At 68.8% G+C, this 14,239-nt stretch carries 13 protein-coding genes; 6 read left to right on the top strand and 7 right to left on the bottom strand.

From position 1 onward, the window contains the following. The first annotated feature begins 10 nt into the window (after window positions 1–10). Entirely contained in the window at window positions 11–1,198 is a 1,188-nt protein-coding gene (mftD, locus tag LX13_RS17485; RefSeq protein WP_253662539.1) for a pre-mycofactocin synthase MftD, read from the top strand. Window positions 1,199–1,259: 61 nt separating this feature from the next. Continuing rightward, the gene (locus LX13_RS17480; protein WP_253662538.1) at window positions 1,260–2,072 is read left to right on the top strand and encodes a mycofactocin-coupled SDR family oxidoreductase; all 813 of its coding nucleotides are present in this window, start codon (window positions 1,260–1,262) and stop codon (window positions 2,070–2,072) included. Window positions 2,073–2,130: 58 nt separating this feature from the next. Here the strand turns inward: LX13_RS17480 and LX13_RS17475 are convergent, their stop codons facing one another. Next, on the bottom strand, window positions 2,131–3,237 hold the full coding sequence (locus LX13_RS17475) for a CaiB/BaiF CoA transferase family protein (protein ID WP_253662537.1): 1,107 nt from the start codon (window positions 3,235–3,237) through the stop codon (window positions 2,131–2,133). 203 nt (window positions 3,238–3,440) lie between these two features. On the opposite strand from LX13_RS17475, the gene mftE reads away from it, so the two are divergent. From mftE to LX13_RS17455, 4 genes are read left to right on the top strand one after another with little or no spacing between them, the layout of a single operon-like run. Then, complete coding sequence (mftE, locus tag LX13_RS17470; protein WP_253662536.1) at window positions 3,441–4,148, top strand: mycofactocin biosynthesis peptidyl-dipeptidase MftE; 708 nt, start codon at window positions 3,441–3,443, stop codon at window positions 4,146–4,148. Next, complete coding sequence (gene mftF, locus LX13_RS17465; RefSeq protein WP_253662535.1) at window positions 4,145–5,647, top strand: mycofactocin biosynthesis glycosyltransferase MftF; 1,503 nt, start codon at window positions 4,145–4,147, stop codon at window positions 5,645–5,647. The genes mftE and mftF overlap by 4 nt, the downstream gene beginning before the upstream one ends. Next, the gene (mftG, locus tag LX13_RS17460; RefSeq protein ID WP_253662534.1) at window positions 5,644–6,963 is read left to right on the top strand and encodes a mycofactocin system GMC family oxidoreductase MftG; all 1,320 of its coding nucleotides are present in this window, start codon (window positions 5,644–5,646) and stop codon (window positions 6,961–6,963) included. Before mftF ends, mftG begins: the two co-directional genes overlap by 4 nt. 55 nt (window positions 6,964–7,018) lie before the next feature. After that, window positions 7,019–7,444 (top strand): PPOX class F420-dependent oxidoreductase, encoded by a 426-nt coding sequence (locus LX13_RS17455; protein ID WP_253662533.1) that lies wholly within the window; start codon window positions 7,019–7,021, stop codon window positions 7,442–7,444. Here LX13_RS17455 and LX13_RS17450 read toward each other — a convergent pair whose 3' ends face one another. The 6 genes from LX13_RS17450 to LX13_RS17425 form a co-directional block, all read right to left on the bottom strand. Continuing rightward, window positions 7,445–8,863: a wax ester/triacylglycerol synthase domain-containing protein gene (locus tag LX13_RS17450; RefSeq protein ID WP_253662532.1), complete on the bottom strand. Its 1,419-nt coding sequence runs from the start codon at window positions 8,861–8,863 to the stop codon at window positions 7,445–7,447. 132 nt (window positions 8,864–8,995) lie between these two features. After that, window positions 8,996–9,904, bottom strand: coding sequence for a glycosyltransferase family 2 protein (locus LX13_RS17445; RefSeq protein WP_253662531.1), 909 nt, complete (start codon window positions 9,902–9,904; stop codon window positions 8,996–8,998). 167 nt (window positions 9,905–10,071) lie between these two features. Continuing rightward, window positions 10,072–10,977, bottom strand: a complete 906-nt coding sequence (locus tag LX13_RS17440) for a glycosyltransferase family 2 protein (protein WP_253662530.1) — start codon at window positions 10,975–10,977, stop codon at window positions 10,072–10,074. Window positions 10,978–11,121: 144 nt separating this feature from the next. Next, entirely contained in the window at window positions 11,122–11,937 is an 816-nt protein-coding gene (locus LX13_RS17435) for an ABC transporter permease (protein WP_372499954.1), read from the bottom strand. A gap of 428 nt (window positions 11,938–12,365) precedes the next feature. Beyond that, window positions 12,366–13,181 carry an ABC transporter permease gene (locus tag LX13_RS17430; protein ID WP_253662529.1) on the bottom strand — a complete coding sequence of 272 codons (816 nt, stop codon included), beginning with the start codon at window positions 13,179–13,181 and terminating at the stop codon, window positions 12,366–12,368. After that, window positions 13,178–14,155: an ATP-binding cassette domain-containing protein gene (locus tag LX13_RS17425; protein ID WP_253662528.1), complete on the bottom strand. Its 978-nt coding sequence runs from the start codon at window positions 14,153–14,155 to the stop codon at window positions 13,178–13,180. The genes LX13_RS17430 and LX13_RS17425 overlap by 4 nt, the downstream gene beginning before the upstream one ends. Between the last annotated feature and the right edge of the window lie 84 nt (window positions 14,156–14,239).

The raw sequence follows: 14,239 nt of genomic DNA, 5'->3' as shown, positions 1-14,239 counted from the left end.
TTGAACTCCCATGGCCAATCCCTGGTTCGAGACTGTCCTCGAGGCTCAGCGTCGAGCGCAGAAGCGACTGCCGCGCTCGGTGTACTCCGCACTTGTCGCCGGCAGCGAGAAGGGCATCACCATCACCGACAACGTCGAGGCGTTCGGTGAGATCGGCTTCGCACCGCACGTCGTGGGTGCACACGCCGAGCGGGAGCTGTCGACATCGATCATGGGCCAGGACATCTCCATGCCGGTGATCATCTCCCCGACCGGGGTCCAGGCCGTCGACAAGGACGGTGAGGTCGCGGTCGCCCGTGCTTCCGCGGCACGCGGAACGGCCATGGGGTTGAGCAGCTTTGCGTCCAAGCCGGTCGAGGATGTCGCGGCCGCGAACCCGCAGACGTTCTTCCAGATCTACTGGCTCAACTCGCGCGAGGAGATTCTGGCCCGTGCCGAGCGGGCCCGGGCCGCGGGTGCGAAGGGACTCATCGTGACGACTGACTGGTCGTTCTCGATGGGTCGCGATTGGGGTTCACCGGAGATCCCGGAGAAGGTCGATCTCAAGGCGCTGCTGAAGCTTGCGCCCGAGATCGCGATGCGCCCGAAGTACGCCTGGGACTGGTTCAACAAGGGCAAGCCCATCATCCCCGATCTGACAGCGCCGAACCTCGCCGAGCCCGGCGAGCTCGGCCCGACGTTCTTCGGTGCCTACGGCCAGTGGATGCAGACCTCACCGCCGTCGTGGGAGGACCTCGCGTGGTTGCGGGAGAAGTGGGGAGGACCGTTCATGGTCAAGGGCATCACGCGGCTCGACGACGCCAAACGTGCCCGGGACATCGGCGCCACCGCGTTGTCGGTGTCGAACCACGGTGGTAACAACCTCGACGGCACCCCGGCGACGATCCGGATGCTGGGGCCGATCGCCGACGCCGTCGGCACCGACATGCAAGTTCTGCTCGACGGCGGCATCCGCCGCGGCAGCGACGTCGTCAAAGCACTCGCGTTGGGCGCCGACGCCGTCATGATCGGCCGCGCCTACCTCTGGGGTCTCGCGGCCAACGGACAGGCCGGCGTCGAGAACGTCCTCGACATCCTGCGCGGCGGCATCGACTCCGCCCTGATGGGGCTGGGCCGCAAAAGCATCCACGAACTCTCTCGCGACGACATCATCATCCCCGACGGCTTCGAGAGACGGTTCGGCGAGCAGACGGCCTGACCCCGGATGGACTGCCGGAGGATTTACTAGAACACGTTCCAGTTTGGTGTAACTTGATGCCATGGGACAGTTCGACGGCAAGGTCGTCTACATCACCGGGCTCGCCCGTGGGCAGGGTCGCAACCACGCCATCCGGTTCGCCGAGGAGGGTGCGGCGATCATCGGTCTCGACATCGCCGGGCCGGTCGCCGACCACACCACCTACCCGCACGCGACCGCCGACGACCTCGCCGAGACGATCCGCGAGGTCGAGGGTGTCGGCGGCAAGATCCTTGCGCGACAGGGCGACACGCGTGATCTGGCCTTCCAGGAGCAGCTCGTCGCCGACGGCGTGGAGCAGTTCGGGGGCATCGACCACGTCATCGCCAACGCCGGCATCCTCACCTGGGGCCAGTCCTGGGAGTTGACCGAGGCTCAGTTCACCGACGTGCTCGACGTGAACGTCGTCGGTACGTGGAAGACATTGCGCGCCGTCCTGCCGTCGATGATCGCGGGCGGGCGAGGTGGGTCGATCGTCGTGGTCAGCTCGTCGGCGGGTCTCAAGGCCATGCCGCTGCAGGCGTCGTACACGGCGTCGAAGTACGCCCTCACCGGGATGGCTCAGACGGTCGCCAAAGAGGTTGGCGAGTACAAGATCCGGGTCAACACCATCCACCCGTACGCCGTCGACACACCCATGGCGTTCGAGGACACCTCCGCCCAGCACGCGTTCACCATCGAGAAGTACAAGCCGCACTTCGCGCCGATCCTCAACGACCCGTTCTTCAGCACCCGCGACGAGGTGACGGCCATGGTGATGTTCCTGTGCTCCGACGCCGCCCGCACGGTCACGGCATCACAGTTCTCGATGGACCAGGGCAGCACGAAAGTCTGAGTAGTCCGTCAGCACGGACCCGGTCGGCGGATTGGGTCCTTCAGGCGAGCGGTCGGGCTCAGTCGGTCCAGATGGTCGAGGGGTCGGTTGCGGTGCGGACCGGTCCTGCGGGCTCTTCGGTGCTGGTGCGCGAGAAGCGCGGCGCCGGAGCGGCTTGCATGACCGAGTCGATCTCGGTGAGGTTCTGCCGAGCCGCCATGTGCGGGTGTTCGGGGGCCTCGGCGAAGGTGAGCACCGGGGTCGTGCACGCGTCGGTGCCGTCGAAGATCGCGGCCCACTCGTCGCGTGTCCTCGACGCGAACGTCTCGGTGAACCGTGCCTTGAGCTCGGGCCAGCGCGCGATGTCGTTCTGGTCGGGCAGATCCGCGTCCGCCAGCCCCAGACCCTTGATCATCTCGGCGTAGAACTGCGGCTCGATGGCGCCCGCGGCCATGTACTTGCCGTCGGAGGTCTCGTACACCTCGTAGTAGGGCGCACCGGTGTCGAGCAGGTTGACGCCGCGCTGGTCCTGCCACAGGCCGGTGCCCCGGAAGGCCCACATCATCTGTCCCAGAACCGAAGCGCCGTCGACCATCGCGGCGTCGACGACCTGACCCTTGCCCGACTGCTGCCGCTCGATGACCGCCGCGAGGACACCGAGGACGAGGAACATCGACCCTCCGCCGAAGTCACCGACAAGGTTGAGCGGCGGGGTCGGACGTTCCTCTGCGCGGCCGACGGCGTGCAGGAGACCGGTGAGGGAGATGTAGTTGATGTCGTGGCCGGCGCGATCGGCCAACGGGCCTTCCTGGCCCCACCCGGTCATCCGCCCGTAGATCAGTCCCTCGTTGACGGCGTGCAGATCGTCGGGTCCGAGACCCAGCCGTTCCATCACCCCGGGACGGAAACCCTCGACGATCACATCGGCCTTCTCGATCAGACGCAGGACGGCCGCCTTGTCCTCGGGCGACTTCAGGTTCGCCTCGACGACCGCGGACCGCCCACGCAGCAGCTGATCGGCATTGCGGCCCGGTGTGGGCAGCGTGCCCGCGCGCTGCACGCGGATCACGTCGGCGCCGAGGTCGGCGAGCAACATGGCGGCGTGCGGTCCTGGGCCGATCCCGGCGAACTCGATCACTCGCACGCTGCTCAGCGGGCCATTCTGGGGACGGTTGCTCTCGCTCATCGCACACCTCGTCGTCGACAGTGGGGAACGCGTCCGCACCAGGCGGCCGCACGGAACCTCAGCATCGCATAACTGAATGCGGGTTCATGTGTGGGGTGGGGCGCGCCCCGCGCCGACATCTGACCTCGCGACACGCCGACGTCTCGAAATCCATTACGTGCTTCCGGTGTTCAGATCCGGCCGGGGTGTCTACCATTGTCCGAATGACCTGCCCCGGTGGGCTCGGTGCGCAGACGTGGCCCGAGCTGGACGAACGCGGGTGCACTCTGGTCGTACCGCTCGGGTCGGTCGAACAGCACGGACCCCATCTCCCGCTCGACACCGACGTCCGCATCGCCACCGCGGTCGCGGAGGGTGCGGCGGACAACGTCGGCGACCACGCGCTGGTGGCGCCCGCCCTCAACTACGGGGCGAGCGGCGAACACCAGAGCTTCCCGGGGACCCTGTCGATCGGTCACGAGGCGCTACGGATCCTTCTCGTCGAGTTCGGCCGCAGTGCCTGCCTCTGGGCCCGGCGTGTGGTGTTCGTCAACGGACACGGAGGCAACGTGGCCACCCTGTCGTCGGCCGTGACCCTTCTGCGCCACGAGGGGCGCGACGTGACGTGGTTCCCGTGTGGTGTCGCGGGCGCCGATGCCCACGCCGGTGAGACGGAAACCTCTCTGCTGCTGCATCTCTCGCCTCAGCTCGTCCGGTCCGAACGGGTCTCCTCGGGCAACACCGCACCGCTGGGGGAGTTGATGGGTGCCATGCGATCCGGTGGTGTGCGTGCCGTGAGCGCGACCGGTGTCCTCGGCGATCCGGTGACCGCGACGGCCGATCGGGGTCGCGAGCTGTTCGACGATCTGACCGTGCGGCTGGTCGACGCGGTGAACCGATGGGCCCCCGACGCGAACGGCATGATCCGATGACGCCGAACACCACACCGTCGGTCGACGAGACCACCCCGGACGCCGACGAGAAGCAGTCGGTGACGCCGAAACAGGCACTTCCCAACGGTTTTCAGGTGCAGATCGACCTGCGCGCGACCGTGGTCCCCGGCGGACGACACATCGTGGGTGGTTCACCGCTGCGTGTGCTCTCGCTGTCCGCGGCGGCGACGAAGATGATCGACCCCGACGGGCGGATCTGCGTGAGCAGCCCGGCGACCGCGTCTCTGGCGCGGACGCTGCTCGACGCCGGCGTCGCGCACCCGCGTCCGATGTTCGGACCGACCGAATCCGATGTGACGGTGGTGATCCCGGTGCGCGACAACCAGACCGGGATCGACCGGCTGGTGTCCGCACTACACGGCGTGCGTGTGATCGTCGTCGACGACGGTTCCCAGGTACCGGTGACCGCCGATGGTGCCGAGGTGATCCGTACCGAGATCAGCGCGGGGCCCGCCGCGGCCCGCAACCTGGGTGCCGCCCGGGTGCAGACCGACTTCGTGGCCTTCCTCGACTCCGACGTCACGCCGGGGTCGGACTGGCTGCCCAAACTCCTCGGCCATTTCTCCGACGAGCAGGTCGCGCTGGTCGCACCACGGATCACCGCGATGCGACCGGACGGCGGCCCGATGGCCCGCTACGAGGCCCTGCACTCCTCGCTCGACATGGGCCGCCGTGAAGGTCCCGTCGCACCGGGAACTCGGATCGGCTACGTTCCGAGTGCCGCGATGATCATGCGCCGCAGCGCATTCGACGGCTTCGACGAGTCGCTTCGGGTGGCCGAGGACGTCGATCTGTGTTGGCGTCTGCGCTCGGATGGGTGGGTCATCCGGTACGACCCCGTCGCGCTGGCCGAGCACGACCACCGCGTGGCGTTGCGCGCAGGTCTCGATCGGCGTCGGTACTACGGCACCGGTGCCGCACTGCTCACCGATCGGCACCAGACGTTGGCGTCGCCCATGGTGATGAACACCCCGATGATGATCGCGATGGTCGCCGCCCTCACCCGTTCGCGGTGGGGCTTCGGGTTGATGGTCGCGATGATCGGGTTCATCGCGCACCGACTCCACCAACGCATCGCCCACATCCCCGACGCACCCCGCGTCGCCGCGCGGCTCACCGCACAATCGGTGGGGTTCGGATTCCTACAGATGGCATCGGCGCTGTGCCGGCACTACTGGCCGCTGTCGATCCTGCTGGCCCTGGTGTCACGTCGTTTCCGATCGGTCCTGCTGGCGGTGGCGTTGGCCGAGGGTGTCGTCGAATGGATGCGCTCGGAGATGCTCAACCCCGATGCGCCTGTCCGACTGGGTGTCACACGGTTCGTGGCCATCAAGAGGCTCGACGACCTCGCCTACGGCACCGGGCTGTGGCAGGGCGCGGTCACCGGCCGCAACCTCGGTGCGCTGCGCCCGGTGATCGGACGCTGGGGATCCCATCAGCTGCCGTCCTCGGCGGCGGGCCGGCGACCACCGGAGTGACCGCGACCCGTCGGATCGTCGTGGTCGGCGCGGGTAGCTGCGGATGTGTGGTGGCCGAGCGGCTGACCCGGGACGACACCGTCGAGGTGATCCTCCTCGAGGAGGGGGCGACGGCGGCCGACGATGCGGATCTGGATCTGACGATGCTGCCCGTCGGCCCGGCCTCACGCCGCGTGACCCACCATCGGGCGGTCGGTGGCCAGGCCCTGCCCCGGGGGCGCGGCCCGGGCGGCTCCTCGGCGGTCAACGGCGGGTACTTCATGCGCTGGCACGACGACGATTTCGCGGGATGGGATCGTGACTCGTGGGACCTCGACACCATCGCTGCGGCGTACACCGACATCGACGGTGGTGCCGACGGTGGCGGTGCCATGTCGGTGCGCGAGTTCACCGACGACGAACTGACCCCGATCGCTGCGGCGTTCGAAAAGCATTGGAAAGACGACGGTTACGAGCAGATCGACTCCGTCACGCCCCGTGTGGGTGTCAACCGGGTGCGATCGAATTCACGCGGGTCGCAGCGGGTGCCCGCCGACCGTGCCTACCTGTGGCCGGCGCGAGGACGGTCGAACCTCACGGTTCGCACGGGGGCGCGGGCGGACCGTCTGCGCGTCGACGGATCCCTGGTCCGCGGGGTGCTGCTCGACACCGGCGAGACGGTGGCGGCCGACGAGACCATCCTCTGCGCGGGCACCCTGGCGTCGGCGGCGCTGATCGCGCGGTCGACGGGGGCGGCGGCGACGCGGCGGATCGGCGAACACCGCGAACTCCTCATCCGGTATCGCCCCCGGGGTGATGCCGGGGCGCAGTTGCCGCTGCTGCCGACCGTGCTGCACACCGAGGACGGACTGGAGATCCGCTGCTACAACGATGATTTCGCCCGCTACATCGAGGGCGTCGAACCGACGGGGGCGGCGATCGGCATCGCGCTGATGGCGCCGCGCGCATCGGGATCGCTCACCATCGACGCGGCGGGGGCCCAGCAGGTGGACCTCGGCGTCGTCGCCCCCGACGACATCACGCTGGTGCGATCGTGGGCCGATCGACTGGTGGAGATGCTCGCCGGCCGACGGTTCGCGGGGCTCCTCGACGCCGACAGCGTGACGGTGGACGACGTCGTCCTGACCTCGCAACACGCCTGGGGGTCGATGCCGATGGGTGGGATCACCGATTGGAACGGGGCCGTGACCGGTCTCGACGGCGTGCGCGTGATCGACGGATCGATCCTGCCCAGCTCCGGATCGAGCGGGCCCCACGCCACCCTGATGATGGCGGCGTCGGTGATCGCCGCGCGGTTGTCGGCGGGGCGGCTCTGATGTGGGCAACTACGCTGGACCCGAACCCGTCCCCGAGAGACCGGAGTGACCGACGATGAGTGAGCTGTCCGATCCGCAGGTGCGTGCCTTCCTGACCGAGGGCACCAAGACCGGCCACCTGGGTTACACCGCGTCCGACGGCCGCCCCCTGGTCGCGCCGGTGTGGTTCGTCCTCGACGGCGACCGCATCGCGTTCAACACCGGGGCGACGACCGCCAAAGGTCGTGCGCTGGCGCGCGATCCGCGGGTGGTCATGTGCATCGACCTCCCGGAACCCCCGTACGCCTTCGTTCAGGTGCAGGGACGGGTGGAGGTCAGTGAAGACCCCGACGACGTCCGCCGGATAGCGACCGCGGCCGGGGCCCGGTACATGGGGGCCGACCGGGCCGAGGAGTTCGGTGCACGCAACGGGGTGCCCGGCGAATTGGCCGTGTGGATCACCGAGACCAAGGTGATCGCGTCGCTGGACGCGACCGCCTGATCACTCGGCGTCGGACAACCGGATCAGCGCCTGGTGCGCGTCGACCGACTCCTGCAGCAACTGCATGTATCGCGGCATGTCGGGCATGACGGTCTGATCCGAGGTCACCACGATCATGACCTTGCCCAACCCCGTGACGACGCAGTGCGACAGGGTCGAGTCGCCGCCCAGCGGCGAGTAGGCGAACCCCGATGCGGTCGGCACGCCCATCATGGAGCTGACCGGGGTGTGGTTGATGACGTTGGACACCACCGTGTTCACGCTCGGCCGCTTCGTGGCCCCGCCCGGCCGCGGGATGCGTTCGATCTGGGCCACCAGACGCAGGGCGAGGGCGGGCGCCGAGTTCACGGCCTTCCAGAACTCGCTGCGGGTGACCTTCGTGGCCCGTGACTTCTCGACGGACGAACTGGTCGCGATCAGTCCGAGGCGGGTGTCGATGTCGGGCACCCCGGAGTGCAATTCGATTGCCAGGGGCACGAATTGGTTGGCGTTGTCGTCGGCCCGCGCGCCGCGGGTCGACATCGGTACGAGGGCGACGAGTGAGCCGTCGGGGTCCTCGCCGTGTTCGCTCAGGTACAGATGCGCCGTGCGGCCGATGATCGACAGCAGCGCGTCGTTGACCGTCGCACCGGGGACCCGATCGCGCACGGCCTGCAGATCGGTCAGCGGGAACTCGAGGTAGTCGGTCCACCGCCTGCCCTGCACGCCGGTGTTGAACCGGGTTTGCGGCGCGCCGTGCCGCTCGTACTGCAACTGCTCGGGACGGCGCGCCCGGGCGATCCGGCGCGCCTCGCGCGCCATGCGCCCGAGGTTGCCGAGGAACGTCGCCCATTCCCGTGGTGCCCGCCGGACCTGCGCCGCGACGATCCGCGCGGTGGACGCCTCACGCGGGCCGATGACGACGTGCTCCGGGGGAGCGGACGGGGTGTCGGCGAGAAGTCGGTGCATCGTCTTCTCCCACGACATCCCGTCGAAGGCCGCGTGGTGGAACGAGACGCACAGGATGGTCGCGAGTCCGGGCTGGGAGGGGAGGCCGGCGACGTTGGTGATCAGGTGCATCGACCACAGCGGGCGGTCGGTGTCGAACGGGGTGGCCGCGATGTCGGCGAGTGTCTCCTGTGCGTCGTGCCAGCGGAGACCCGGGCGATCGTCGACGACGATCTGGTCGGCGATGTCGATGGTGGGGTCGTGCATCCAGAACGGGTGCCCGAGGTCGCCGGGGACCCGCACCAGCCTGCTGGTGAAACGTTCGTCGACGCTCAACCGGCGACAGATGGTGTCGACGACCGCGTCGACGGGCAGGTCCGCCGCGCCACCGTCGTCGTGTGCGAGAACCCAGCACGAGAGCACGCGTGAGGACACCCCGCGCGATCCGCCGAGGAACACATACGCCGAGTCACGCGCGCGTAGCTGCTTCATCGCCGACCTCCGAGGACGCGTCGCCCGACCCGCCCGGTGGTCGGGTCGTCCAGACGAAGAATCGCACACTGTGGACCGGTTGAACCGGGAACCACACGCACCCGTCGGCCGCCACGTGGCGGCCGACGACGTTCAGCGCTGCGGCGTGGAGTCGGAGCGATGCCCCGACGGGAGTTCCCGATCGGTGCGGCGCAGGCCCCGGGGGACCAGACCGAACTTCTTCGCGGTCGGATCCCACCACAACAACGGAATCCACAGCCCGATCTGCGCGACCCGAGCGAACTGGATGCCGATCGACGCGAGCACCATCGCACGCCGGCGACCGTGCATCGCGTAGGTGCGCGGGCTGTAGGCGGTGTACTTCCAATAGCTGCGCGGGCTCGAGTACAGCCGACGTCCGGAGGTCTGCGCGTCCATGCCGGGGATGAGGGCGATGCGCCACCCGGCGTCCCGGATCGTCAGCGACAGGTCGGCGTCTTCCATGATGTCGTCGCGGGGACTGGTCTTCCCGGCGACCTGTCGCCACACCTCGGAGCGCATGACGCAGTTCGCGCCGATCGCCTCGCCGACCACGGTCACCTGTCCCTGGGCCAGCGCTTTGCCCACACGCCTGGTCACACGCGCCTGCATCGCCGTGAACGGACGCTGCAGCGGCATGTCGTGCATCGTCGACATCCCGTAGCCGCCGGCGATGTCATCGGGGGCCACCGCGAAGAAGTCGACGATGTTGGCGGCCCAGCGGGGCTCGGCGTAGGTGTCGGCGTCGATACGGGCGACCAGTTCTCCGGTGGCCGTACCGACACCGAGGTCGCGGGTGTGCTGCACGCCCTGCCGCGGTTCGACGAGCACCTGGACGGTGGGGTGGTCCCGGCTGTACGCCGATGCGATGGCGAACGTCTCGTCGGTCGAGTTGTTGTCGACGACGATGATCTCCTCGATCGGCGTCGACTGGGCGAGAAGCTTGTCGAGGCATCGGCCGATCGACCGGGCTTCGTTGAATGCCGGGACGACCACCGACAGTGTCGGTTGCGTGTCAGGCATCGATCTACCCCCTCAGTGGTTCGCGGTGGTCCCCCCGCTGTGCCGGTCGGGTCCGATGGTACCCGGGACACCCCCGCGACCCGGGGTGGCGGCAGAGGTGACACTCGCCGGGCGGTGTACTCCCGGACGTCGGCGCGGTCGGGGTGAATCGACGCGGTCGCCTGAGGTCAGTCCGTCCGCAGACCCGACGGAAGTTCGCGATCTCCCTTGCGCAGCCCCGCGGGTCGGCCCCGAAAACGTTTCTCGTCGAGGTCCCACCACAGCAGCACGGCCCAGATCAGGAGGTGGGCGGCGCGGGCGAATTGGATCCCGATGGCGGCGAACACCGCGGCCCGACGTCGGCCGTGCATGGCGTAGGTGCGCGGGCTGTAGGCGGTGTAGCGCCAGTAGTTACGGGGACTCGACGCGAGACGGCGGCCGGAGGTCTGGGCGGTCATGTCGGGGATCAACGCGAACTGCCACCCGGCCCCGCGGATGGTCAGCGACAGGTCGGCGTCCTCCATGATGTCGCCGCGCCGGCTGGTCTTGCCCGCCACCTCCCGCCAGACCTGGGCGCGCATCACGCAGTTCCCGCCGATCGCCTCGCCGACCACGGTCACCGACCCCGCGTGCAGTTTCGAACGCACCCGAGCCGTCAGCCGACGCTGCATCGCCGCGAAGGGCTTCTGGAACGGCAGATCGTGCATGGTCATCATCCCGTAGCCGCCACCGATGTGGTCGGGTGCCACCGCGAAGAACCGGTGGATCGCAGCCACCCATCCGGCCGACGCGTAGGTGTCGGCGTCGATACGTGCGATGAGGTCGCCGGTCGCCTCGGCGACGCCCCGATCCCGGGCGTGCTGCACGCCCTGACGGGTTTCGGTCACGACCCGGACCACCGACTGCGGCCCGCCGAATGCCGCAGCGGCCCGCGCGGTGTCGTCGGAGGAGTTGTTGTCCACGACGATGATCTCGGTGGGTGGCGGCGACTGGGACAGCAGCGCCTGAAGGCACGTGCCGATCGCGTCGGCCTCGTTGAACGCCGGTATCACCACCGACAGCGTGCGTGGTCGCTGATCGCTCATGTCAGACATGGATGCAGTCCCCCCTGATCACCCCACCGATCGATGTCGGCGCATCGGATCTCGATGATCGCGAGGTCCGGGCGCGCCGGTCAATCGTGCGTTCGCATCACATCGGCGGGGCGCAGAGGTCGTGCAGGGGGTGCAGGGCTGCGCTCAGCCGGCCGAACTCGCGGCACGGCGGTAGCCGCGCAGCGCCGGGTAGGTGAACAGCAACAGTGCGCCGATCGCCCAGATCAGGGTCTTGGTCAGACTGTCGGCGACCGGTCCGCCGATGGCCAGGGCGCGCATCGTGTCGATGGCACAGGTCATCGGTTGGTTGGCGACGATCGGCTGCAGCACACCGGGATACGCGCTGACCGGGGAGAAACCGGAGTTGAAGAACATGAACAGGCTCGACACCAGCGACATGATCGGCACGAGCGGGATGTTCGACGCCGACAGCGCCAGCGCGAGGACGATGCTGAAGAACGCGGCGCCGTAGAGCAGTGCGACGACGAAGATGCCGACCGCGGGGATGAACCCCTGGTTGAACCGCCAACCGATGAACATGCCGAACAGCATCAGGATCACCGTGCCGAGCAGGATGCGCATCAACTCGGCGATGATCCGGGCGCTCAGGTCGGCGCCGCGGTGCACCGGCAACACGTAGAGCCGGGTCAACAGGCCGGTCTTGCGTTCACTCGTGAGGCGCACACCGCCGGCGAGGGAGCCGAACATCGCGCCCACGAGGACCACGAGCGGGACCGTGCCGAACGCGCTGTTCTGCCCGGTCGCCTGACCGATGGCGTCGCCGAGGACGACCTTGAACATGATCATGCTCAGCGCGGGGAAGAGCAGCGTCTGCAACAGGGTGACGCGGTCGCGCAGCACCACCAGCACCTGGCGTCCGGTGAGGATGCTCGTGTGCAGGAGATACGCCCGCAGTCCACGCTCGCCGGTCTGTTCGGCGACGGGGAATCGGGTGACCATCGACCGGTCCGCGGTCCGTGTGGTCGCGGGCGCCGGGGTCTCGCCGCGCTCGACGGGGTCCTTGGTCATGGTGTGCGCCAGCGGCGTGAGTCGGGTGGTGGCCGGCTCGTCGGGGGAGTCCTTCGACGACGACGAGATCCGCTCGGTCGACCAGTCCGTCGAGGACTCGGGTGCCAGCACGGTCCACGGTCCGACGACCGCACGGATCGACCCGGTGCCGGGGAACAGGACCTGACGCGACGGTGGGACCTCGGTCCGCCGGGTCACGGCGTCGTCGGGGTCGACCGAGCGGCGCGGGGCCGCGGGGCGCTCGGAGCGCCACCAGTGGTCGCTGCCGGACTCGTTCGGCGACCGGTGCCGTGGCCGCCGCGGAATGCGTGTGGTCGGGGCGTCGCGGTCGTCGGACGGCTGCCCGGTGATCTCCCAGTTCATCGGCGTGCGCCCGTGACGATGATGTACACCCCGCCGCCGACGGCGAGGACGGCGATGCTGCCCGCCCAGATGAGCGGTGCGGTGGCGATGTCCCAGGTGACCTTGCCTGCGTCGAAGCCGCGCATCAGTTCGGTGAACTGCGAGATGGGCTGGTTACGGGCGAAGGGGCGGATCCACTCCGGGAACGAGGTCTCGGGGACGAATCCGGTCGAGAGCATGCCGAGGATGAGCTGGGGGAGGGCCAGTGCCTGGCTGGTGGCCTCGGGGTTCGACGACACCACACCGATCGCGTCGGCGCCCAGCGCGAGCAACAGGCCGACGACGAAGGCCACGAGCAGGAACCCGAACAGGTAGCCGGGGCCGTGTTCGGGGCGCCATCCGATGACGAGGCCCGAGATGACCGCCCAGATCAGCGAGATGACGAGCAGGATCGCGTTCGCGACGAGACGCGCCAGCATCGGGATGACCGCGTTGACCGGCATGCTGCGCAGACGGTCGGTGATGCCCGCGCTGCCGTCGGCCGCGGCGCGCATCGCCGCCGAGGTCGCGACGAACCCCACCGACTGCAGCAAGATGACCGGCATCAGGAACTGGGCGTAGTTCACGCCGGGGAACGAGTCGAAGATGCTGCGCAGCGGGACGTAGAAGCAGATGGTCAGCATCACCGGAGCGACGATGCCGAGCACGAACTCGCCCTGACGCATCATCCCGCGCAGCGACCGTTCGGTCAGCGCGAGAATCTGTCCGAGGGTGCTGATCTCGGGCTTGGTGAGCCCGCCGATCACCAGCGGACGGTCGGCCGTGGTGGTCACCGCGCGGCACCCGGCACCGGTGGCGCCTCGGTCAGCTTGAGGAAGACGTCGTCGAGCGACGGGCGGCGCAGGCCGACGTCGGTCAGGGCGATCTGGGCGTCGTCGAGGCGGCGCACGATCTCGACGAGGGTGTTTGTACCGCGTGTGGCGGGGACGGTCAGTGAGGTCCCGGCGGCGTTGGTGCGGATCTGGTCCGCCGGCGCCAGGTCGGCCAGCAGCTCGGTGATCTTGACGACGTCGTCGGGGTAGCTCGGCACGATCTCGCAGAAGGTGCCGCTGACGCGGTCCTTGAGGTCGTCGGCGGTGCCCTCGGCGATGACCTTGCCCTTGTCGATGACGACGATGTTGTCGCTGAGGAGATCGGCCTCCTCGAGATACTGCGTCGTCAGCAGGGTGGTGATGCCCAGATCGCGCAGTGACGTGACGATGTTCCAGACGTCCTGCCTGCTGCGCGGGTCCAGGCCGGTGGTCGGCTCGTCGAGGAAGACCACCTCGGGTCGGACGACGAGTCCGCAGGCGATGTCGATGCGACGGCGCATGCCGCCGGAGAACTTGCCGACGCGGCGCTTGGCGGCCTCGGTGAGATTGAAGGCCTCGAGCAATTCCTCGGCGCGCGCCCGCGCGGCTTTCTTGTCCAGGCCCATGAGTCGACCGAACAGGACGAGGTTCTCGTGTCCGGTGAGTGATTCGTCGAGAGCGGCGAACTGACCGGTCAGCATGATCGACCGGCGCACCTCGGCGCGTTCGGAGACGACGTCGTGGCCGGCGATGCGCGCGGTCCCGGCGTCGGGCAGGAGCAGGGTCGCGAGCATGTTGACCGTGGTCGTCTTGCCTGCGCCGTTGGGACCCAGCAGGCCCAGGACCGTGCCCGTCTCGACGGTGAAGCTGACCCCGTCGACGGCCGTGAACTCGCCGAAGCGCTTGACCAGTCCCTCCGCGACCACGGCACTCTGTTCAGCCCGCCTGGCTTGCATTTCCGTCCTGTCCCTCGGGTGGTCGGTGTCCGGCTCCGCCGACTCGACGCGTGTCACGCGCCATGAGCCCGGATCACCCCTCGA

It is taken from the genome of Williamsia maris (genome assembly GCF_024171815.1).
In the GTDB taxonomy this organism is placed as follows: domain Bacteria; phylum Actinomycetota; class Actinomycetes; order Mycobacteriales; family Mycobacteriaceae; genus Williamsia_A; species Williamsia_A maris.
The sequence above is the reverse complement of the archived record's forward strand: the minus strand, read 5'-3'. Positions and strand labels throughout refer to the sequence as shown.